This is a genomic window from Streptococcus toyakuensis, from assembly GCF_024346585.1.
Lineage (GTDB): Bacteria > Bacillota > Bacilli > Lactobacillales > Streptococcaceae > Streptococcus > Streptococcus toyakuensis.
In genome coordinates, this window is record NZ_AP024523.1 from 1,093,659 (window position 1) to 1,113,875 (window position 20,217).

The 20,217-nt window shown below is 40.0% G+C and carries 16 protein-coding genes, 1 tRNA gene and 1 riboswitch; of the genes, 5 read left to right on the top strand and 12 right to left on the bottom strand.

Annotation, left to right across the window (positions count from 1 at the left end):
- From STYK_RS05545 to STYK_RS05560, 4 genes are read right to left on the bottom strand one after another with little or no spacing between them, the layout of a single operon-like run.
- Complete coding sequence (locus STYK_RS05545) at positions 1 to 603, bottom strand: L-threonylcarbamoyladenylate synthase (RefSeq protein ID WP_261804645.1); 603 nt, start codon at positions 601 to 603, stop codon at positions 1 to 3.
- Positions 587 to 1,423 carry a peptide chain release factor N(5)-glutamine methyltransferase gene (prmC, locus tag STYK_RS05550; protein ID WP_261042856.1) on the bottom strand — a complete coding sequence of 279 codons (837 nt, stop codon included), beginning with the start codon at positions 1,421 to 1,423 and terminating at the stop codon, positions 587 to 589. Before prmC ends, STYK_RS05545 begins: the two co-directional genes overlap by 17 nt.
- The gene (gene prfA / locus STYK_RS05555; RefSeq protein ID WP_084927276.1) at positions 1,423 to 2,502 is read right to left on the bottom strand and encodes a peptide chain release factor 1; all 1,080 of its coding nucleotides are present in this window, start codon (positions 2,500 to 2,502) and stop codon (positions 1,423 to 1,425) included. Before prfA ends, prmC begins: the two co-directional genes overlap by 1 nt.
- The gene (locus STYK_RS05560) at positions 2,499 to 3,089 is read right to left on the bottom strand and encodes a thymidine kinase (protein WP_084927277.1); all 591 of its coding nucleotides are present in this window, start codon (positions 3,087 to 3,089) and stop codon (positions 2,499 to 2,501) included. The genes prfA and STYK_RS05560 overlap by 4 nt, the downstream gene beginning before the upstream one ends.
- Positions 3,090 to 3,212: 123 nt before the next feature.
- Between STYK_RS05560 and STYK_RS05565 the strand changes: the two genes are divergently transcribed.
- Positions 3,213 to 3,395 (top strand): 4-oxalocrotonate tautomerase, encoded by a 183-nt coding sequence (locus STYK_RS05565; protein ID WP_001117401.1) that lies wholly within the window; start codon positions 3,213 to 3,215, stop codon positions 3,393 to 3,395.
- A gap of 137 nt (positions 3,396 to 3,532) precedes the next feature.
- The gene (mnmE, locus tag STYK_RS05570) at positions 3,533 to 4,906 is read left to right on the top strand and encodes a tRNA uridine-5-carboxymethylaminomethyl(34) synthesis GTPase MnmE (RefSeq protein ID WP_261804646.1); all 1,374 of its coding nucleotides are present in this window, start codon (positions 3,533 to 3,535) and stop codon (positions 4,904 to 4,906) included.
- Positions 4,907 to 4,952: 46 nt separating this feature from the next.
- Here the strand turns inward: mnmE and dapA are convergent, their stop codons facing one another.
- From dapA to STYK_RS05595, 5 genes are all read right to left on the bottom strand, one after another.
- Positions 4,953 to 5,888 carry a 4-hydroxy-tetrahydrodipicolinate synthase gene (gene dapA / locus STYK_RS05575; protein ID WP_173233991.1) on the bottom strand — a complete coding sequence of 312 codons (936 nt, stop codon included), beginning with the start codon at positions 5,886 to 5,888 and terminating at the stop codon, positions 4,953 to 4,955.
- A gap of 57 nt (positions 5,889 to 5,945) precedes the next feature.
- Positions 5,946 to 7,022 (bottom strand): aspartate-semialdehyde dehydrogenase, encoded by a 1,077-nt coding sequence (locus STYK_RS05580; RefSeq protein WP_261804647.1) that lies wholly within the window; start codon positions 7,020 to 7,022, stop codon positions 5,946 to 5,948.
- A 398-nt stretch (positions 7,023 to 7,420) separates the two neighbouring features.
- A tRNA-Thr gene (locus tag STYK_RS05585) sits at positions 7,421 to 7,493 on the bottom strand.
- Positions 7,494 to 7,602: 109 nt separating this feature from the next.
- Positions 7,603 to 8,951 (bottom strand): IS3 family transposase gene (locus STYK_RS05590; protein ID WP_261804648.1). Its coding sequence is split into 2 segments (ribosomal slippage): positions 7,603 to 8,510 and positions 8,510 to 8,951, totalling 1,350 coding nucleotides; the frame shifts between segments, so codons are not numbered across the junction.
- Between the two features lie 81 nt (positions 8,952 to 9,032).
- On the bottom strand, positions 9,033 to 9,542 hold the full coding sequence (locus STYK_RS05595) for a QueT transporter family protein (RefSeq protein WP_078228402.1): 510 nt from the start codon (positions 9,540 to 9,542) through the stop codon (positions 9,033 to 9,035).
- A riboswitch (PreQ1 riboswitch) is annotated at positions 9,540 to 9,636 on the bottom strand. (Overlaps the previous gene by 3 nt.)
- A 28-nt stretch (positions 9,637 to 9,664) precedes the next feature.
- On the opposite strand from STYK_RS05595, the gene STYK_RS05600 reads away from it, so the two are divergent.
- On the top strand, positions 9,665 to 10,096 hold the full coding sequence (locus STYK_RS05600; protein ID WP_261804649.1) for a GtrA family protein: 432 nt from the start codon (positions 9,665 to 9,667) through the stop codon (positions 10,094 to 10,096).
- 84 nt (positions 10,097 to 10,180) lie between these two features.
- Complete coding sequence (gene mscL, locus STYK_RS05605) at positions 10,181 to 10,561, top strand: large conductance mechanosensitive channel protein MscL (RefSeq protein WP_004254306.1); 381 nt, start codon at positions 10,181 to 10,183, stop codon at positions 10,559 to 10,561.
- Positions 10,562 to 10,602: 41 nt separating this feature from the next.
- Here mscL and hemH read toward each other — a convergent pair whose 3' ends face one another.
- On the bottom strand, positions 10,603 to 11,697 hold the full coding sequence (gene hemH / locus STYK_RS05610) for a ferrochelatase (protein WP_261804650.1): 1,095 nt from the start codon (positions 11,695 to 11,697) through the stop codon (positions 10,603 to 10,605).
- A 153-nt stretch (positions 11,698 to 11,850) separates the two neighbouring features.
- On the opposite strand from hemH, the gene pepT reads away from it, so the two are divergent.
- On the top strand, positions 11,851 to 13,074 hold the full coding sequence (gene pepT / locus STYK_RS05615; RefSeq protein WP_049501749.1) for a peptidase T: 1,224 nt from the start codon (positions 11,851 to 11,853) through the stop codon (positions 13,072 to 13,074).
- A gap of 35 nt (positions 13,075 to 13,109) precedes the next feature.
- Here pepT and STYK_RS05620 read toward each other — a convergent pair whose 3' ends face one another.
- Complete coding sequence (locus tag STYK_RS05620) at positions 13,110 to 16,877, bottom strand: pneumococcal-type histidine triad protein (RefSeq protein ID WP_261804651.1); 3,768 nt, start codon at positions 16,875 to 16,877, stop codon at positions 13,110 to 13,112.
- A gap of 207 nt (positions 16,878 to 17,084) precedes the next feature.
- Entirely contained in the window at positions 17,085 to 20,210 is a 3,126-nt protein-coding gene (locus tag STYK_RS05625) for a pneumococcal-type histidine triad protein (protein ID WP_261804652.1), read from the bottom strand.
- Positions 20,211 to 20,217: the final 7 nt, after the last annotated feature.

A 20,217-nucleotide genomic window follows, 5' to 3' on the forward strand; every position in this document is an offset into this window, starting at 1 on the left:
TCATTCCTCCTCAAAAGAAATCTCTGGCAACCGAGCAAGAATATCTTCTCGCTTAATCGCCCCTTGGCGTAAGATTTTCACCTTGTCTCCAGACAAGTCCAAAATAGTTGAATCCTGTCCAGTTAGAAAAGCATCGTCTTCCAAACCCAAAACCTCTTGGTCAAAATCCTTCAGAATTTGTTCAAAGGTTACTCCACTTGCCTGACCTGAGATATTGGCAGACGGCCCAATCAAGGGACCTGTCTCTCGAATCAAATCAAGGGTAATGGGATGACTAGTCATCCGAAATCCAACAGTTGCAAGATCAGAATTGACCCAATAGGGAACTCGGTCATTGGCTTCGAGAATGATGGTTAAGGGACCTGGTAAAAAGGTCTCTACAAGTTTTTGTAGATAAGTTGGCTGATTCTTTGAAAAGTGCAAGATATCTTCTAAAGAGGCAATATTGAGATTGAGTGCCTTGTCTCTGGGACGACGTTTGAGTTGGTATACATGATCAACTGCTTTTTCGTTTAGAGCCTTGGCAAAGAGACCGTAAACCGTCTCTGTAGGTAGAACGACAGCTCCACCATTTTCCAACTCTTGTCTAATCCTGTCCATCATCAATCACTACCATCCTATCTTGACCAAATTGGTCCTTGAGTGTTCGAACTCGCTGTTCAGGAAGATGTTTCCTAAAAAGTTCAGGAACACTTTGACCTTGCTTGTATCCAATTTCAAGGTAAATCTTACCACCATCTTTGAGATAGTCTTTTGCATCTTCCGCAATTCTACGGTAAATAGCTAGGCCATCCTCGTCTGCAAAGAGAGCTAGATGAGGCTCCGAATGCAAGACATTCAAGCCGACCTCTGACTCATCTTCACGAGAGATATAGGGTGGATTGGAAACAATTATATCATATTTTTCAGAAATTTCTGTAAAACAGTCAGATTTTTTTAAAAATATTTGAAGATTTTGATTTTTAGCATTTTCGCTAGCTACATCTAAAGCATCTTGGGAAATATCTGCTGCTGTCACTGACCAATCTTGTTTGTTTTTTGCTAATGCAAGGGCTATGGCTCCACTACCTGTTCCAATATCCAGAACTGAAAGATTCGTCTCAGGATTTTCAGCTAGGATAAGCTCTACCAACTCCTCTGTTTCTGGACGAGGAATCAATACTCGCTCATCAACTTTTAACTGCATTCCATAAAAATCTGCCTGTCCAATGATGTACTGTGCCGGTTTATGAGCTGCTAACTGTTGGAAAATTCCTTTTACAAATACTTCTTCCTCTTCCGTCACTTCCTGCTGGAGGGCAAAAACGAAATCTGTAAAAGATAGATTTTTCAGGCTACGATAGACAAAAGAGAGGCTTTCAGCTTCCTCTCCTTGTCTTATCAACTCTTCTTCAAAATCTGAAAATAATTGCGCTAATTTCATTATTTGTTTAATTCTTCTAATTTTTGTGTTTGGTCATAGAGCACCAAAGCATCCACAACTTCATCCAATTTACCAGATAAAATTGTGTCTAGTTTTTGGAGGGTTAAGCCGATACGGTGATCTGTGACACGGTTTTGTGGGAAGTTATAAGTGCGTATACGTTCTGAACGATCTCCAGTACCGATTGTCGACTTACGCTCAGCGTCTTGTTCATCTTGGGCAATCTGAGCAAAGTGGTCAGCCACACGCGCACGGATGATTTTCATTGCCTTCTCACGGTTTTTCTGCTGGGTACGTTCTTCCTGCATTTCAACCTTGATATTGGTTGGCAAGTGAACGATACGAACAGCAGTCGCAACCTTGTTGACGTTCTGTCCACCAGCACCTGATGCGTGGTAGATGTCAACACGAAGGTCTTTTGGATCAATATCGTATTCTACTTCTTCGACTTCAGGCATGACAAGAACTGTGGCAGTTGATGTATGGACACGACCTTGGCTTTCTGTCACAGGGACACGTTGCACACGATGGGCACCTGATTCGTACTTGAGTTTAGAGTAAACAGATTGACCTGAAACCATGGCAACCACTTCTTTGAAACCACCGACACCATTCATAGAGGCTTCCATAACTTCAAAGCGCCAGCCTTGGGCTTCTGCATACTTTTGGTACATGGTTAGCAAATCCCCAGCGAAAAGTGCTGCTTCATCTCCACCAGCTGCTCCACGGATTTCAAGGATAATATTCTTGTCATCGTTTGGATCTTTAGGAAGGAGCAAGATTTTCAGTTTTTCTTCGTATTCTTCTTTTTCAGACTTGGCATCTTTGAGCTCTTGCTTGGCCATTTCTTCCAAGTCCGCATCTCCACCTGATTCCTTAATCATCTCTTCGGCATCAACGATGTTTTGAAGGACTTGTTTGTACTCACGGTAAGCCGTCACTGTATCACGGCTTGAAGCCTCTTCTTTTGAGAGCTCCATGAAACGCTTGGTGTCCGAAACCACATCTGGGTCACTGAGCAACTCTCCTAATTCTTCATAACGGTCTTCTACAGCTTGTAGTTGATCATAGATGTTCATTTTTCTTCATTCTCCTTATTGATTTCAGGGGCAAAATAATGTTTACGGCAAACCGAGATATAGGTTTCATTGCCACCGATCTGAATCTGCTCACCATCATAAACGGGCAGTCCATCCTGTGTTCGCAAAACCATAGTCGCCTTTTTCTTACAATACTGGCAAATGGTCTTAATCTCATCAATCTTGTCTGCTAAGAGCAAGAGATACTTGGAACCTTCGAACAGTTCATTGCGAAAATCATTTTTCAAACCAAAAGCCATGACGGGTATATCTAACTCATCAACAACACGAGCTAGGTCATAAACATGATGACGTTTGAGAAACTGGGCTTCATCGACCAAAACACAGTATGGTTTCTCCGGTAAATCTCGGATAAATCCAAAGATATCCGTTGACTCCTCAATCGCAATGGCAGGGCGTTTCATACCAATCCGACTCGACACATAGCCAACACCATCACGCGTATCCAGAGCTGAGGTCATAATCACAACACCTTTTCCTTGCTCCTCATAGTTATAGGCCACCTTGAGAATCTCGATTGTCTTTCCAGAGTTCATGGTCCCATAACGATAATACAACTGTGCCATGTTTCTTGCTTCACGTCCGTTTCTAAATTTTTGCTACATTCTAGTATATCATAATTTTCTTAAGCTTTAAACGGCAAAATGTGGTAAAATAGAAGAAATCAAAAACTAGTGGAGGAAGCTATTATGCCATTTGTACGCATCGATTTATTTGAAGGACGCACGCTCGAGCAAAAGAAAGCTCTTGCTAAGGAAGTAACGGAAGCTGTTGTCCGTAACACTGGAGCCCCTCAATCAGCTGTCCATGTCATCATCAACGACATGCCAGAAGGAACTTACTTCCCACAAGGTGAAATGCGCACCAAATAAGCTAGCTTAAGCAGAATTGCTTAGGCTTTTTCAATCTCCAAGTAGCATCCATTGAAGAAATAGTTCAAATTTGTTACAATTTGAAAGGATACTTGGGAAAATTTCCAAGAAAAGAGCTATTTATTAAAGGAAACATTATGATTACACGTGAATTTGATACCATCGCTGCTATCTCTACTCCACTAGGTGAAGGGGCTATTGGTATTGTCCGCCTGAGCGGAACAGAAAGTTTTGCTATTGTGCAAAAGATTTTTAAAGGAAAAGACTTGAGTCAGGTTGCTAGCCATACACTCAACTACGGTCACATTATTGATCCTCTGACTGGTAAAGTCATGGACGAGGTTATGGTTGGGGCTATGAAGTCTCCAAAAACCTTCACTCGTGAGGATATTATCGAGATTAACACCCACGGTGGGATTGCGGTTACCAATGAGATTCTCCAGCTAGCCATCCGTGAAGGAGCTCGATTGGCTGAACCTGGTGAATTTACCAAACGTGCCTTTCTAAATGGACGTGTGGACTTGACTCAGGCTGAGGCGGTCATGGATATCATCCGCGCTAAGACAGACAAGGCCATGAACATTGCGGTCAAACAACTTGATGGTTCCCTTTCTGATCTTATCAATAATACCCGTCAAGAAATCCTCAATACACTTGCCCAAGTCGAGGTCAATATTGATTATCCTGAGTACGACGATGTTGAGGAAGCCACTACTGCTGTTGTCCGTGAGAAGACTATGGAGTTTGAGCAATTGCTAACTAATCTCCTTAAGACAGCCCGTCGCGGCAAAATCCTCCGTGAGGGAATTTCAACAGCTATCATCGGCCGTCCTAACGTTGGAAAATCCAGCCTCCTCAACAACCTCTTACGTGAGGACAAGGCAATCGTCACTGATATCGCTGGTACGACACGTGATGTCATCGAAGAATACGTCAACATTAACGGTGTTCCACTTAAATTGATTGATACAGCTGGAATCCGTGAAACAGATGATATCGTTGAACAAATCGGTGTTGAGCGTTCGAAAAAAGCTCTTAAGGAAGCTGACTTGGTTCTACTGGTGCTAAATGCCAGTGAACCACTAACCGCCCAAGACCGCCAACTCCTAGAAATCAGTCGGGAGACTAATCGCATTATTCTTCTTAACAAAACCGACCTGCCTGAAGCGATTGAAACTTCGGAACTACCTGAAGACGTTATTCGTATTTCAGTCCTTAAAAACCAAAATATTGATAAGATTGAAGAGAGAATCAACAACCTCTTCTTTGAAAATGCTGGTTTGGTTGAACAAGATGCTACTTACTTGTCAAATGCCCGTCACATTTCCTTGATTGAGAAGGCTGTTGAAAGCCTACAGGCTGTTAATGAAGGGCTGGAACTAGGTATGCCAGTTGACTTGCTTCAAGTTGACTTGACTCGTACTTGGGAAATCCTCGGAGAAATCACTGGAGATGCTACTCCAGATGAACTCATTACCCAGCTCTTTAGCCAATTCTGTTTAGGAAAATAAGAAAAATCCATGATCGTTCTTGCGGTCATGGATTTTATTGTCTTTATTAGTAATCTGGTCTTAAGACCCCTGTTACAGTTGCCTTGGTCGCTTCGTAGTCGCCATCTACGACAACCTTGATAATACGTTTGGCATCTTCTTCTGGTGCTGGAACTAGAGGTAATCGAGTTGGTCCAGCTTCAAATCCCATATAGTTAAGAACGGCCTTAACAGGAGCAGGACTTGGATAAGAGAAGAGGGCATTGACTTTAGGAATGAATTTACGCTGAATAGCCGCTGCTTTTTTCATATCGCTTTCCGCAATGGCAGTAAACATCTCGTGCATTTCATCCCCATTTGTATGGGATACAACAGAAATAACCCCATCCGCACCAAGGTTCATGGCATGGAAAGCATCTCCATCCTCACCAGTATAGACCAAGAACTCTTCTGGCTTATGCTCAATCAAGTAAGCCATATTGGCCAAGCTAGTACATTCTTTGACACCAATGATATTTGGATGGTCAGCCAAACGAAGCATGGTTTCTGGAGTTAATTCAACAACCACACGCCCTGGAATGTTATAGATGATAATAGGCAAATCTGATGCATCTGCAATAGCCTTAAAGTGCTGATACATTCCTTCTTGAGAAGGTTTGTTGTAGTAAGGAACAATAGCAAGACCAGCAGCAAAACCGCCAAATTCCGCTACTTCTTTGACAAACTCGATAGAGTCACGCGTATCATTGGTACCCACACCCGCAATCAAAGGCACACGTCCATTGACAATCTTTTGTACAGCTGCAAACAGTTCCAACTCTTCATCGTGGGTCAAGGTTGGACTCTCAGCAGTGGTACCTGCGAGAAGAATTCCATCCGTATGATGCGCCAACAGATGCTCAATCAAGGCTGGAATGGCATCAAAGTTGATGGAACCATCCTCGTGGAAGGGAGTAATAAAGGCTGTGATGATTTTACACTCTTTTAAATCTTGATAGGACATGAAAACACCTCTCTCTATTTCAAAGAAGGAGTTCATCTGAACTCCTAAACAATATGACTATTTTAATTCAAATTTCAATTCAGCTGTTGGACGAACCAAGCCACGTTCGTGCAAAGTTTCAGCAATCTGAACTGAGTTCCAAGCAGCACCTTTGAGCAGGTTATCAGAAACAACCCACATGTGGATTCCTTTTTCTGCATCCAAGTCTTTACGGATACGACCAACAAAGGTATCACGAGAACCCACTGCATTAATGGCTTGAGGATAAATTTGATGAGCCACATCATCTTCAAGAACAGCACCTGGGAAGGCTGCGATAGCTGCTTTCACTTCTTCGATTGGAGCCACTTCTTTTGTTTCGATGTAAACTGACTCAGAGTGAGCTGACAAGACTGGAATACGCACACATGTTGCAGATACTGCAATGCTGTCATCTTCCATAATTTTCTTAGTTTCCTTAGTCATCTTCATCTCTTCGTAAGTGTAATCATTGTCAGTGAAGACATCAATTTGTGGAAGAGCATTGAAAGCGATAGGATAGTGTTTCTTGTCACCACCTGAAGGCAAGATTTCGGCATGCAAATCACGTGGGTTTACACCATCATTCAAGACTTCACGAAGTTCACGTTGTGTCTCAAGAATTGCTCCCATACCAGCACCTGAAACTGCTTGGTAAGTTGAAACAATGATACGGTCCAAGCCCCATTTCTGGCGAACTGGCTCAAGAGCTACCATCATTTGGATTGTTGAACAGTTAGGGCAGGCAATAATCCCGTGGTGGGCATCAAGTGCATGAGCATTGACCTCTGGAACAACCAAAGGAACATCTGGATTTTGACGGAAGTAAGATGTATTATCTACTACTACCGCGCCAGCTTTTACTGCGTATGGTGCATACTTAGCTGATGTAGAACCACCTGCTGAAAAGAGAGCAATGTCAATTCCTTCAAAAGCTGTTTCAGTCGTTCCTTCAATCGTAATATCTTGATCTTTAAATTTCAAAGTCTTGCCTGCTGAACGTGCAGAAGCAAGGTAACGAATTTTATCGATTGGAAGTGTTGATTCTTCCAACATTTTTATCATCTGAGCTCCGACAGCACCTGTCGCGCCGACTACAGCAACTGTATATCCCATAAATAACCTCTTTCGGAATTTTCTAAAAATTTCTATAATAGAAGTATTATACTACTTTTTCCATGAATTGCAAAGCTTTTTCATCATTTTTTGGAAAATAAAAATCCCCAGTCGCTAAACTAGGGACTAAGAGGCATCTTCATGTGATGAGCAGGTTCACACAACTCATCAAGGTCCGCTCCTGCGTTATGACCTCCTTATGCTCAATAGTAGTCCGAAGACTACCTATCGACTCATCGCATCTACTATTCTACTAAAGAGAATGACTTTTGTCAACAGACGAAACTTTTTAGTTTCATTTACACAGCTGAATAGAAATATCTTTGAAACATTTGATGCATACATAACAAATACATAACAAAAACCCTTGTAAATCAAGGGCTTTTCTGTCTATTTTATGCTAATTGCCGGGATTGAACCGGCGACCTCATCCTTACCATGGATGCGCTCTGCCAACTGAGCTAAATCAGCTTACCTCAAAAGTATACTATAGTTAGAAAAGCTTGTCAAGTTTCCTTAGATATTTTCCATAAGAAAAAGCCAGGTAATTGTACTGACCCCAAAAAGTTAGACAATTAATTTATCCAAAGGATTTAGTTCTGTATTGCACAGGGCTAAGTCCTTTTAGTTTTACCTTAATTCGTTTATTGTTGTAGTAATCAATATAGTCTACAATGGCTTGTTCCAATTGCTTAAGCGACTGAAATGACTTCTCATAACCATAAAACATCTCCGATTTCAGAATGCCAAAGAAAGATTCCATCATGCCGTTGTCTGGGCTGTTACCTTTACGTGACATGGATGCTTGAATTCCCTTACCCTCTAGAAACTGATGATAAGAATCGTGTTGATATTGCCAGCCTTGGTCACTATGGAGAATCGTATTCTCGTAGCGCTTCTCTGTGAATGCTTGTTCCAACATTGTTTTTACTTGTTCTAAGTTGGGTGAAGTTGAAAGATTATAGGCGATAATTTCGCTATTAAAGCCATCTAAAACTGGTGATAAGTAAAGCTTTTGAGCGCTTGCTGGAATGGCAAATTCTGTCACGTCCGTATAACACTTTTCCATTGGTTTAGCTGCTTCAAATTGGCGTTGAATAAGGTTGTCTGCTTTCTTGCCAACATCTCCTTTATGAGAAGAATACTTGCGTTTCTTGCGGATTCTAGCTTGTAAATTGAGCACTTTCATCAAGCGTTGAACTCTTTTATGATTGACCACATAACCACGATTTCTTAATTCTAAATGGATTCGACGATATCCGTAATTTCCTTTTTGTTCGGTAAAAATAGCTTGAATTTCAGCTTTAAGCTTTTGATCCTTATCTGGTTTGTCTAGCTGTTTCAAATGATAGTAGTAGGTCGAACGAGCGAGTTTAATGGTTTTTAGAAGAATATCTAACGAAAAATCAGTGATTAATTCTTGAACAATTTCTGTCTTTCTTCTTTCTCTTTTTCCTCCTTCAAGCGGAGTTCTCTCAACTTTTTTAGGACAGCATTCTCCGCTCTCAGATACTCGTTTTCTGCTTGAAGTCGTTCTAACTCTGTCATCTCTTCGGGTTTCTTCTTTGGTTTACGTCCCATTTTAGATGGTCTCCCTTTTGTTTTCTCAACAATAGTATACCCGTTTTTCTTGTATTGTGCCATCCAATTTGGAAGCATACCACGATTTGGGAGAGCATATTCGAGAGAAACTCTATCTTGAGACCAGTTTTCATGTAGAACTTTATCAATCATTTCTTGTTTTAATTCAGGAGAATAGTAACGATTTTTTTCTTTTTTGACGAACTCTATTCCATAACGATCAATCAATTTAATCATGTACCTAATATTAGAATTGTTTATCCCAAATTTATTTGAAAGCTTCTCCAAGCTATAGCCTTGTTTTCTAAGTTCATAGATCTGAACTTTATCATCATAAGTTAATTTCATAATAAAAACACCCCAAAAGTTAGATTTTTTCTGTCTAACTTTTGGGGTGCAGTTCATAATAGCTACCTAGCTTTTCTGGTTCTATTTAGTTAAATCGATTCGACGACCAATTTTACCAATGATAATTGCACCAATAATTAATGAGGCAAATTCACCGATTCCTGTTGTGAACCAAGTAAGGAAAAATGGTAATTGCGCTACGATATTCAACTCGGCAGCGATAGTAAACATGGAAATTGAAAAGAGGATTGAGAAGAAGAAATGATCTTTTCGAATCAATCCGTTAAAAAGATAATCCTTGCTGTATTTTGCAAAAAGCCAAACACCTAGACTGAGGAATACTAAGGTTGATCCACCACCAACAAAGACATCTAGCAGTCCGAAGCTAAAGAAATTAGCAATCATACAACCGATAGTAACTCCGATGATATACTTAGGATTGTAAAAAGCCATAAAGTTCATCATTTCTGAAATGCGAAACTGATAAGCACCATAGCTAATAGCATTTAAGGGTGGTGTGACAGTTAAAACGACATAGATAGCAGCAACAATTGCAATATCTGCAACATCACGAATAGTTAATTTTTTCATCTTTTCTCCTTTGGCGGTTGCCCGCGTGTAATATGCTTGGTGAAAGAAGCTAAGCACCAAGGGTTGATTCAATCAACCTTACTAGTATAGCACAATAACTTGCTTTATGCTATACTAAAAGTATGAAAAAATGCATTCAAAGTCTCTTCGAGCATGAGCTCTTAGCCTATCTCCTTTTTGGAATAGCAACTACTCTTGTCTCCATTCTATCCAGATTAGTCATTTATCAACTAACACACAAAGAACTTCTCGCTACTGGACTAGCAAATATTATCGGTATCCTCTTTGCCTTTATCACAAATGATACAATCGTGTTTAAGCAAGCTAGACAGAATTGGTCAATCCGTTTAGTAAAATTTACTATAGCACGTCTTTCTACTTTTCTGTTAGACTTGTTTTTAACTTTTCTCTTTGTAAGCCAATTTCCTAATATTATCGGACAATTTGTAAATGATAATATTGACAAAGTTAATAGTATTGAAACAGTTATTTCACAATTCTTAATAATTATCCTCAATTACATTTTTAGTAAGGTATTTATTTTTAAAAAATAAGAAAAAATTTAAGCATATACCTTGCAAGAGCTTCTTAATTAATATATAATTAAGAGTAAAAATTTTTTGAAAGGGAAAATGAAAATGTTAAAAGATCTTAAAGCATTTTTGCTTCGTGGTAATGTTGTTGACCTTGCTGTCGGTGTGATCATTGCCTCTGCTTTTGGTGCAATCGTTACATCACTTGTTAACGATATCATCACTCCACTTATTTTGAATCCAGCCTTGGAAGCTGCGAAAGTACAAAACATCGCTGATCTTGCTTGGAATGGTGTTACATATGGTAAATTCTTGAGTGCTGTTATCAACTTCCTAGTTATCGGTACTGTTCTCTTCTTCGTTATTAAAGGTATTGAAAAAGCTCAAAGCCTTACTAAGAAAGAAGAAGCTGCTGAGGAAGCTCCAGCTGGTCCAACTGAGTTGGAAGTCCTTCAAGAAATAAAAGCACTTTTGGAGAAAAAATAATCGATTAAAAGGATCTAGCACAAAGCTAAATCCTTTTTTCTTTACTCTTTGGGTAACTTGCCTGCTTTTTCTAACATTTTCTTGATAAGATAAGGCATCTTGACATTCTCCCGACCTTTTTTCTCAATCAATTTTTTCACAAATTCTGGCATTTGTAAATCTTCAGATTCAGCCAAAATGTTTTTCGTCTCGTCTGAAGGGACTAACTCATCAAAGGTCTCTTCTTCTGGGAGTAATTCCTTAAACTCTTGATCTTCATTGGCTCTGACTGTATTGACCAAGGCATCAATCAAGCGAGAATCCGTATTGGGCATTGGTGGACGATGGTAGTTTACCCCAAATTCCTGACACAAGTCATAACATTCCACATCATTGTCAAACAAGACTTCAATGTGCTCACTGATAAAGCTGATTGGTACAAAAATATAATGGTCTGGATGTTCTGTCTGTTCTCTGAGGTACTCTAATACATCTGGCTTAATCCAAGGAATACCGATATCACTCTCACTCTGCCAAGTATTGGTATATTGCTCGGAACTCAAACCCAGTTTTTCAGCAACTAACTTGCTATTTTCAAAAATTTGGTCGATATAAGGATCACCAAAATCCAAGGCAAAAATAGGCACACTATGGGCAGAAAAGATGATTTTAAAGCTATCCTGCTTTACTTCATATTTTAAAATCTTAGCAATTTCATCAGCCCAATAGTTTAAGAGCGCTTCTTCTTGATACCAATCCTTAATAACCAAAAATTGAATTTGTTTGCTTTCTAAAAATTTCTCGTATCCCATGACAGAGTAAAAAGAATAATGGGGCTCCAAAATCAAGCAAATACACTGCTCAATGCCGTCTGCTTCCATCTGACCGATCACATCTGGAATAAAGGGACTGGAAAACTTGTTGGCAAAATAAACACTATACTCATTCCCCAGCCTAGCTTCTACCAAGGCAACCTCTTCACGGGTAATTTTTTGCAGAGGCGTACCTCCAATACGTACATAATTATCATAGAGTGTTTGAATCTCGTGGTCTTGAGGTCTCACTCCACGACGAATATTTGTGAAAAAATCAGCCACACCTTCAAAGGTAATCTCTTCTGGCGAACCGAAAGTCATCATTAAAATTGCTTTTTTCATAATTGCTTCCTTGTGATGTTTTTATCAAGTTTATTTTATCATTAATTCGTTGATAAGTAAACGCTAACACAAAGAATTTCCCTAACTTCTGTCTTTTGTTTTTCTTTTCTTTATATGATACAATGGAAAAAATGAATTCAAAAGGAGTTTTTTATGACTTACCCCAATCTCTTGGACCGCTTCTTGACCTACGTTAAGGTCAACACGCGCTCTGATGAACACTCTACTACTACTCCAAGTACACAGAGTCAGGTTGACTTCGCAACCAATGTTCTTATCCCTGAAATGAAACGTGTTGGATTACAAAATGTTTATTATCTACCAAATGGTTTTGCAATTGGAACCTTGCCAGCCAATGATCCATCTTTAACACGTAAGATTGGCTTCATCTCCCACATGGATACTGCTGATTTTAATGCCGAAGGAGTCAAGCCACAGGTAATTGAAAACTACGATGGTGGTGTGATTGAACTTGGAAATTCTGGTTTCAAACTCGATCCAGCTGACTTTAAGAGTCTAGAGAAATATCCAGGACAAACGCTCATCACAACCGATGGAACAACCTTACTAGGTGCTGATGACAAGTCAGGGATTGCTGAAATTATGACTGCTATTGAATATCTGACTGCCCATCCTGAAATCAAGCACTGTGAGATTCGTGTTGGTTTTGGTCCAGATGAAGAAATCGGTGTTGGTGCCAATAAATTTGATGCAGAAGATTTCGATGTAGATTTTGCCTATACTGTAGATGGCGGACCTCTCGGAGAACTTCAGTACGAGACCTTCTCAGCCGCTGGTGCTGAATTGCATTTCCAAGGACGCAATGTCCACCCTGGTACTGCCAAAGGGCAGATGGTCAATGCCCTTCAGCTAGCAATTGATTTTCATAATCAACTTCCAGAGAATGACCGACCCGAGTTAACAGAAGGTTACCAAGGCTTCTACCACCTAATGGATGTGATAGGTAGTGTCGAAGAGGCGCGTGCAAGCTACATCATTCGTGATTTTGAAAAAGATGCCTTTGAAGCTCGTAAAGCAGCAATGCAGTCTATCGCTGATAAGATGAATCAAGAACTTGGTAGCGACCGTGTCACCCTAAACTTGACAGACCAGTACTACAATATGAAAGAAGTCATTGAGAAAGATATGACTCCAATTACCATTGCCAAAGCCGTTATGGAAGATTTGGGTATTACTCCTATTATCGAACCAATTCGTGGAGGGACAGACGGCTCTAAGATTTCCTTTATGGGAATCCCAACTCCTAATATCTTTGCGGGAGGAGAAAATATGCATGGACGTTTTGAATACGTCAGCCTTCAGACTATGGAACGTGCAGTTGATACCATCATTGGTATCGTAGCTTATGAAGACTAAAAAGACGAGGTAGCTTAGCTACTTCGCCTTTCTTTTTATTCTGCTGGTTTTTCTTGATTTCCAGTACTTGTTGTAGATTCTGTTGTTTCCTTTTCTGAAGCTGGTTCAGCAGGTTTAGAATCTGTTGTATTGCTTGGTTTGTTTTCGTCCCTTGCAGTTTCACTGTTAGATTCTGCAGCCACTGATGTTTCAGTTTCGGAACTTGTGTTCTCACCATTTGACTCGGCATTTGTCGCTGGAGTTGCTTCTTCACTTGAGCTTGATTTTGACTTGATTTCTTGATTCAAGACTAGAATAGCTTTTGTCAATTCAAGTAAAGCAGCTTTATCTTTACTCTTAGCAGAAAGTTGATCTAGTAAAGCATCTACCTTATCAAAGTCCGCATCAGAACCCTTGTTGTTTTCTAAATAAGAGTGAAGCGACATGAGAATATCGTAGAGTTTTTGATAGAGTACTAGTGTCTGAGGGTCTTGCTCAGCATTTTCCTTTTCTTGTTGAAGGGCGCTAGCGATACGAGTCAAGACATCTTTTACCTGACTGTTTACTTCATCCAAGTCCGCATCAGCCTTGTTTGTGGCAGCTTTGAGATTTTCTACTTCTTCTGCCAAGGATTGTCTGATTCCTTCTTCTTGGATTTGTTCTAAGAGTTGATTTGCCTTGCTCAAGAGGCTTTCTACTTCTTCCTTGCTAACATGATTGACATGTTCTTCAGGCATAAAGTCTCCGTACAATTCTTTCAAGAAGCCATAAATAGCTGTCTTGGCAGTTTGGTTATCAACTTTTTCAGTATCTAGAACTGTCTGAGTCGATTTAGCAGTAGTTGGTTGAGCTTTCAAAGCTTCTTCCACTTCTTGTTTTGCCTGATAGATGCTTGGGAATAGTCTGTTCAATTCTGCTGCCTTAAGGAAAGATTGAGATTGATACAAGGTCCAAGTCAACTGAGCTACTTTGTTCCGAAGTTCATCATTTAAACGACCGTCATTTACGTGTTCGTAGAAATACTTGATGTATTCCACTGTTGTAACACCTGTTCGGTCATTAAAGTCTTGAAGAGCTTGAAGTTGTGATTCAACCGCTGCTAAACCAGCCTCATCTTTTGCCAATTTAGCTTCTTGAAGTCGAACAAGAAGGTCTTTCTTAGGAAGTCCATAAGAGTCTGTATCCAGTGTATTGATTTTATCAATCAAGGCTTGGTATTTCTTATCTAGAGCGCTTGTTTCAGTAGATTTGACACTTTCATCAATATGGATATATTGCTTATCAAAGAGATCAAGGGTTGCAAGATAACCTGCTGTAGAGTTAGTTGCCAGTTTCTTCATGTTTTCAGTAAACTGACCTAAAGCTAACTCAATCTGTCTTTGTTCGATAGGCTTGTCTTTGTAGATACTTCTGCTATCAGCTAGAAGTTGATCCACTTTTTCCAAGACTGCCTTCTCATCAAAAGCTCCAGGTTGATAATTGGATTGTAGGGCCGGAATCTTGTTTTTCAAAGCCACTTCATATCCCTTAGTTTGAACCTTGATGTAGTGATTGTGGTCGCCATGAGGAATCACAAAACTACCATTTTCTACCTGTAAACTATAAGGAGACACACCATCTCGCAAAGCAGTCGTGTAAAGTTCATTTAGGAAATCAAGTTCTGGATTGCCAGTTTGTAGTGGAAGACGCACATGTTCCTTACGAACAGCATATGGGTGGATATGAGTTGGATCGTAGGCTTGGTCTGGATTTCCAAAGACAAAGAAGCCGTTTGAAATTCTAATCGCTTCAAGTGGAACCCCATAGGTCTTAGAAATGTAAGCAATTTTTTCTTCATCGCTAGCATCTCTTGAGAAAGACTCTACTGTTTTAGCAAGAGGTTTTACAGGCTCTGCATCATGATGGGTTTTCAAATGGTCTTGTGCACCCTTAATTTGCTCTGCTGTCAAATCTTTCTTGAAGAAATAATGATTGTGATCGCCGTGACTCATGACAAAACCTTGCTCATCCTCACTGATGACACGATTAGCATCAAAACCATGATCATGCTCTTCATCATGATGGTGTCCATGATGATCTTCATCGTGATCGTCATCATGAGCTGGATTTGGTGTTGCTGTATTTGCCCCTTTCAAGTGGTCTTGCGCTGCCTTGATTTGATCAGCAGTCAAATCCTTCTTGAAGAAGTAATGGTTATGATCACCATGACTCATAATAAAGCCTTGATCATCCTCACTTATGACACGATTAGCATCAAAACCGTGATCATGGTCTTCACCATGATGGTGATCGTGATTATCTTTATCGTGTTCATCATCATGAGCTGGATTTGGTGTTGCTGTATTTGCCCCTTTCAAGTGGTCTTGTGCGGCCTTGATTTGATCAGCAGTCAAATCCTTCTTGAAGAAGTAATGATTGTGGTCACCATGACTCATGATAAATCCTGATTCATCTTCCGCAATAATACGATTGGCATCAAAGCCGTGTCCACCTTCTTCATGTTCCTCATGTGAAACACCAGGATTGACTGGAAGAGATGGCGAAGGTGTTGTTAGGCCATTGTTTGGAAGAGTCGGTTGACCAATTTGGTTCGCCTTAGGAATGTAATGGAAATGATCGCCATGTCTTACAATATAAGCTGTAGCAGTTTCTTCGACAATATCTTTAGGATTAAAGATATAACCATCAGATGTTGAAGGAATTTCCTTATTTAACGTTGAAGAAGCATTATTCAATATAGATGGATTACTTGGAAGACTTCCTAGACTAGACGCTACTTCATGAGGTTTTTCATTTGTAGAGACCGTAGAACCAGTTCCACCGATAGGCACCATTCTAGCAATCTTTTCTTCTAAAGCAGAGAGTTTGCTGTAAGGAATAAAATGATAATGGTCGCCATGCGGAATCGCAACTCCATTAGGTGTACGACTGATAATCTTAGCAGGGTCAAAGACTAAGCCATCTGATTCACTGTAACGTTTGTCGCTAGGTGAATCGTAGAGTTCTTTCAATAGACTTTGGAGATTTTCAACTTTGCTTTCTGGCTTGCTAGTTAATCCTTGCACTGTAGATTGAGTATTATTCTCACTAGCTGTTGAAGAATAGCTTAGCTGACTTGGTTGCGTATTTTTGCCAGCTAAATGAGCTTTAGCAGCAGCTAACTCACTAGCAGACAAGTCACTTTTTGGAATATAGTGATAGTGACCTCCGTGAGGAACGATATAAGCATCACCAGTATCTTCGATAATGTCAGCTGGATTAAAGACATAACCATCATCTGTCGTATAGCGTCCCTGAGACCTTGCTACAGCAACATCAGAGCCGACCTTCTCATTATCTTTGACATGTTCTTGTTTTTGACGATTAATTTCATCCTTGGTTCGAACATTATCAGCATGAGCTGTATCTTTCAGGTAGACATAATATTTTCCATCGACCTTGATGATATAACCACCCTTGACTTCATTGACAATATCAGCATCTTTAAGTTGATAGTTTGGATCCTTCATCAAGAGTTCTTCACTAAAGAGGGCATCATAAGGAACTTTCCCATTATAGTAATGATAGTGGTCACCGTGTGACGTCACATAGCCCTGATCTGTAATTTTGATGACAATTTGCTCAGCCTGAATTCCTTCTTTCTGGCTAACCTGATCTGGTGTCAGGTTTTCAGTTTTCTGACTTGACTGACTACCATCCACATAAGAGACACGATTATTGTCCTTATTTTCCTGTGAACGATGCTGGTTCAATGCATAGGCGCAAAGACTCAAGGATACGATAACAGCTGATCCAGCTGCAATATACTTTTTACTGAATTTCATAAATCCCTCATTTCAATAAATGATGAAGCTTTTCTTAACTTCTTTTCTCGGTTAAACAGTTTTTCTCAAATGGTTATTTAACCAATTAATTAACCAGTAAATAGTTTACCTTTTTTAAGTTTATCTGTCAAGATTTTTATGTCATTTAAAAAATAAAAGCCAGTATTGCTACTGACTCTTACATCATATTGATTTAATAGGATAAACTTATGCTTCTGGTTTCGTCGTAACTGACTCACTACCTTTTAACAACGCAAGTAATTTTTCTGCTTCTGCCATGATACCATTATTATCCATGGTTTGGAGACTCAGATTATTTCGTAAACCAGATAGGCTCTCTGTCACATTGTCTTTCAAACTAGCATCCGTTACTTTAGCAAGTAGAGCTTCTACTTCTTTGAGTTTGGCTTCTACTTTTTCGGTTTCTACTTGAGGTACTTCAGCTTCGTCTGTTGTATCTTTAGGTACTTCTTCTGTCTCGTCTTCATCAGTGCTCGGTTTATAAAGATTATCTACTGAAGGGGTTGAACCTGTATGATTTTCTTTTTCATTGGATTCAGGACGGGTTGACTCGACTGATTCATGATGATCTTCCTTATCTTCATCAGATTTACTGTCTTTGTCTGCCTTATTTTTACGAACATGGTCGCTGGCATTTCCCCAACCATTATCTGAGTGAGGACGTTCTTCAGGATGTTCAACATAATATTTTACAGTCGCAAAGAGATCCTCAAGGCTATAACCCTTAGGTGCTTCATAGAGTCCTTCGTCAAACCAACCAAATTTAATGTTATGGTAATGGTCGTAATGAGGTATAATTAAGCTACCATTTTTAACTTCAACAGTATGTTGTAGATTGTAAGGAATATGATCAAGTGGGACCTTCTTAGCTGCTTCCACTTTATTATAGATTGCTTCTACTCCTTTAACCTCAGTATTTCCTGAACCCTGATTCTCTGTTGAAGGAGGTATCAAACCTTTCTCTTTAGCATAAGCCTGGGCTGCCACTCTTTCAGCTTCAGACAAGCTCTCTTTCTTAATCCAATGACTATGGGACATATGTGGAGTTACATAAGCATCTCCCTCATCACTGGTAATATCACGAGTGTCAAAGATATAGCCATCTTCTGTTGTATACTTACCTGCTAATTTCGCTAATTTAATTTCATCGTCTGTATAAGCAATTTGAGAATTTGGTTTACCAAGACGTTCTGGATGAGTAATTGGTGCTAGGAATGACAATAAATCATCTACCAATTTTCCTTTATTAGAAGATTCATCATTCAAGCGTTCTGCTAATTTGTCTAAGGCTTGGAAATCAGAAGTACGACCCTTATTTTCAGACAAGGCTTTATGAGCCTCGGCCAATAAATTATATGCTTTATCATAAAATTCTTGGTCACGAGGAACGACATTTTCTTTCTTCGCAACTAGGGCATGTGTCTCTTGAGTTTTCTTAGACAAGAGATTTTCAATGGCGTCAATCTTATCCTTGGCCAGGTCTTTAGCTAGAACATAACGACTGACTCCCTTATCCTCGAAAATATAACCGTCGCCAACTTTTCTAACAACCTGGTTGACATCAAATTCTGTCGGTTTATTTCCCACTGGTGCTTGAGGTTTGGTAGTAGGGGCTGGCTTCAGAGGAGTAACACTTGGCAAGACACTGCCATTTTGTCCCTTGACAGCTATCATACGAGCCAATTTTTCTTCCAGCGGTGACATTTGGGAATAAGGGATAAAGTGATAATGGTCTCCGTGAGGAACTGCGACACCGTTAGCTGTACGTTTGATGATTTGTGCCGGATCAAAGACTAGACCATCCGATTCAACATGGCGTTCTGATAAAGGTTTGGCATACAATTCACTTAAAAGTGTTGGGATATCTTCCCCTTGATTTTGATGATATGTTGGGGTGACAGTCAGGTTTGGAGTCTCTGTCAAACTTGGTTGGGCTGGTTTAGCATTATCACTACTTGGTTTACTTGAACTTGTAGCAGAATGAGACTGTTTACCATTCCAATAAGCTTGGGCAGCAGCCAATTCTCCTGCAGACAAATCACTCTTAGGTATATAGTGGAAATGATTGCCGTGCGGTACAACAAAAGCGTCACCTGTATCTTCAATCACATCTGTCGGACTAAAGACATACCCATCATCCGTTGTATAGGCACCTCCAGTTGCTCGATTCGGTGCCGGCGTATTGAGATTAAAGTTTGGTTTAATGGTTGAACTTGGTGTTGAACTTGTTTTCTCAGGACTGCTTGGTTTCGTATTATTAGAATGACTTTGAACTGGCTGACCTCCAATTGGTAGATTTCGAGCCAATTTTTCTTCCAAGGCAGACATTTGCGAATAAGGAATGAAATGGAAATGATCTCCGTGAGGAACTGCCACACCATTGGCAGTACGTTTTGTAATCTGTGCTGGGTCAAATACTAATCCATCAGACTCCACATGACGTTGGCTAAGTGGCAAAGCGTATAATTCTTGAAGGAGACTAGCTAAATCCTCACTTTGACTTTCAGGAGCTTTGGCAGAATCTTGAGGAGCTTCAGATTGACTCATTCTCACACTAGATCTTGTTTCAGCTCTACTTGAACGATATTCAACCGTACTTAATTGGCCACCTTTCCCAGATAAGAAGGCTTGGGCAGCAGCTAATTCACTGGCAGACAAATCACTCTTCGGAATATAGTGGAAGTGATTGCCATGAGGAACGATATAGGCATCACCCGTGTCCTCAATGATATCAGATGCATTGAAGATATACCCATCATCCGTTGTGTAGCGTCCTTGGGCTCTGGCTGCAACAACTGCCTGATCGTTAGAACCACCCCCGTGATTACTACTATGTTCCTGCTTCTGACGTTTAATCTCTTCTTTTGTACGAATATTGTCCGCATGGGCGGCATCCTTGAGGTAAACATAGTATTTACCGTCTACCTTAATTACATAACCACCCTTGATTTCATTGACAATGTCTGAATCCTTCAACTGATAATTTGGATCTTTCATCAGCAGTTCTTCACTGATGATAGCGTCATAAGGAACCTTGCCATTATAGTAATGATAATGATCTCCATGAGAGGTCACATAACCTTGATCCGTAATCTTGATAACAATTTGTTCGGCGTTGATTCCCTCTCTCTTACTAACTTCATCTGGTGTCAAGTTCTCTGCTTTTTGACCAGCCTGATCACCATCTATATAAGCTACTCGATTAGAATCTTTCTTAACTTGACCAGCTTGGTAACGACCAAGTTCATAGGAACAAACACTTAGGGCAAGAACTGCCACCGAACCCGCCACATATTTTTTATTGATTTTCATAATCTCC

What these genes read in the sequence shown, in the direction of transcription:
- STYK_RS05545 (WP_261804645.1), bottom strand. Translation starts at nt 603, where the DNA reads ATGATGGACAGGATTAGACAAGAGTTGGAAAATGGTGGAGCTGTCGTT.
- prmC (WP_261042856.1), bottom strand. Translation starts at nt 1,423, where the DNA reads ATGAAATTAGCGCAATTATTTTCAGATTTTGAAGAAGAGTTGATAAGA.
- prfA (WP_084927276.1), bottom strand. Translation starts at nt 2,502, where the DNA reads ATGAACATCTATGATCAACTACAAGCTGTAGAAGACCGTTATGAAGAA.
- STYK_RS05560 (WP_084927277.1), bottom strand. Translation starts at nt 3,089, where the DNA reads ATGGCACAGTTGTATTATCGTTATGGGACCATGAACTCTGGAAAGACA.
- STYK_RS05565 (WP_001117401.1), top strand. Translation starts at nt 3,213, where the DNA reads ATGCCATTTGTACGCATCGATTTATTTGAAGGACGCACGCTCGAGCAA.
- mnmE (WP_261804646.1), top strand. Translation starts at nt 3,533, where the DNA reads ATGATTACACGTGAATTTGATACCATCGCTGCTATCTCTACTCCACTA.
- dapA (WP_173233991.1), bottom strand. Translation starts at nt 5,888, where the DNA reads ATGTCCTATCAAGATTTAAAAGAGTGTAAAATCATCACAGCCTTTATT.
- STYK_RS05580 (WP_261804647.1), bottom strand. Translation starts at nt 7,022, where the DNA reads ATGGGATATACAGTTGCTGTAGTCGGCGCGACAGGTGCTGTCGGAGCT.
- STYK_RS05595 (WP_078228402.1), bottom strand. Translation starts at nt 9,542, where the DNA reads ATGAAAAAATTAACTATTCGTGATGTTGCAGATATTGCAATTGTTGCT.
- STYK_RS05600 (WP_261804649.1), top strand. Translation starts at nt 9,665, where the DNA reads ATGAAAAAATGCATTCAAAGTCTCTTCGAGCATGAGCTCTTAGCCTAT.
- mscL (WP_004254306.1), top strand. Translation starts at nt 10,181, where the DNA reads ATGTTAAAAGATCTTAAAGCATTTTTGCTTCGTGGTAATGTTGTTGAC.
- hemH (WP_261804650.1), bottom strand. Translation starts at nt 11,697, where the DNA reads ATGAAAAAAGCAATTTTAATGATGACTTTCGGTTCGCCAGAAGAGATT.
- pepT (WP_049501749.1), top strand. Translation starts at nt 11,851, where the DNA reads ATGACTTACCCCAATCTCTTGGACCGCTTCTTGACCTACGTTAAGGTC.
- STYK_RS05620 (WP_261804651.1), bottom strand. Translation starts at nt 16,877, where the DNA reads ATGAAATTCAGTAAAAAGTATATTGCAGCTGGATCAGCTGTTATCGTA.
- STYK_RS05625 (WP_261804652.1), bottom strand. Translation starts at nt 20,210, where the DNA reads ATGAAAATCAATAAAAAATATGTGGCGGGTTCGGTGGCAGTTCTTGCC.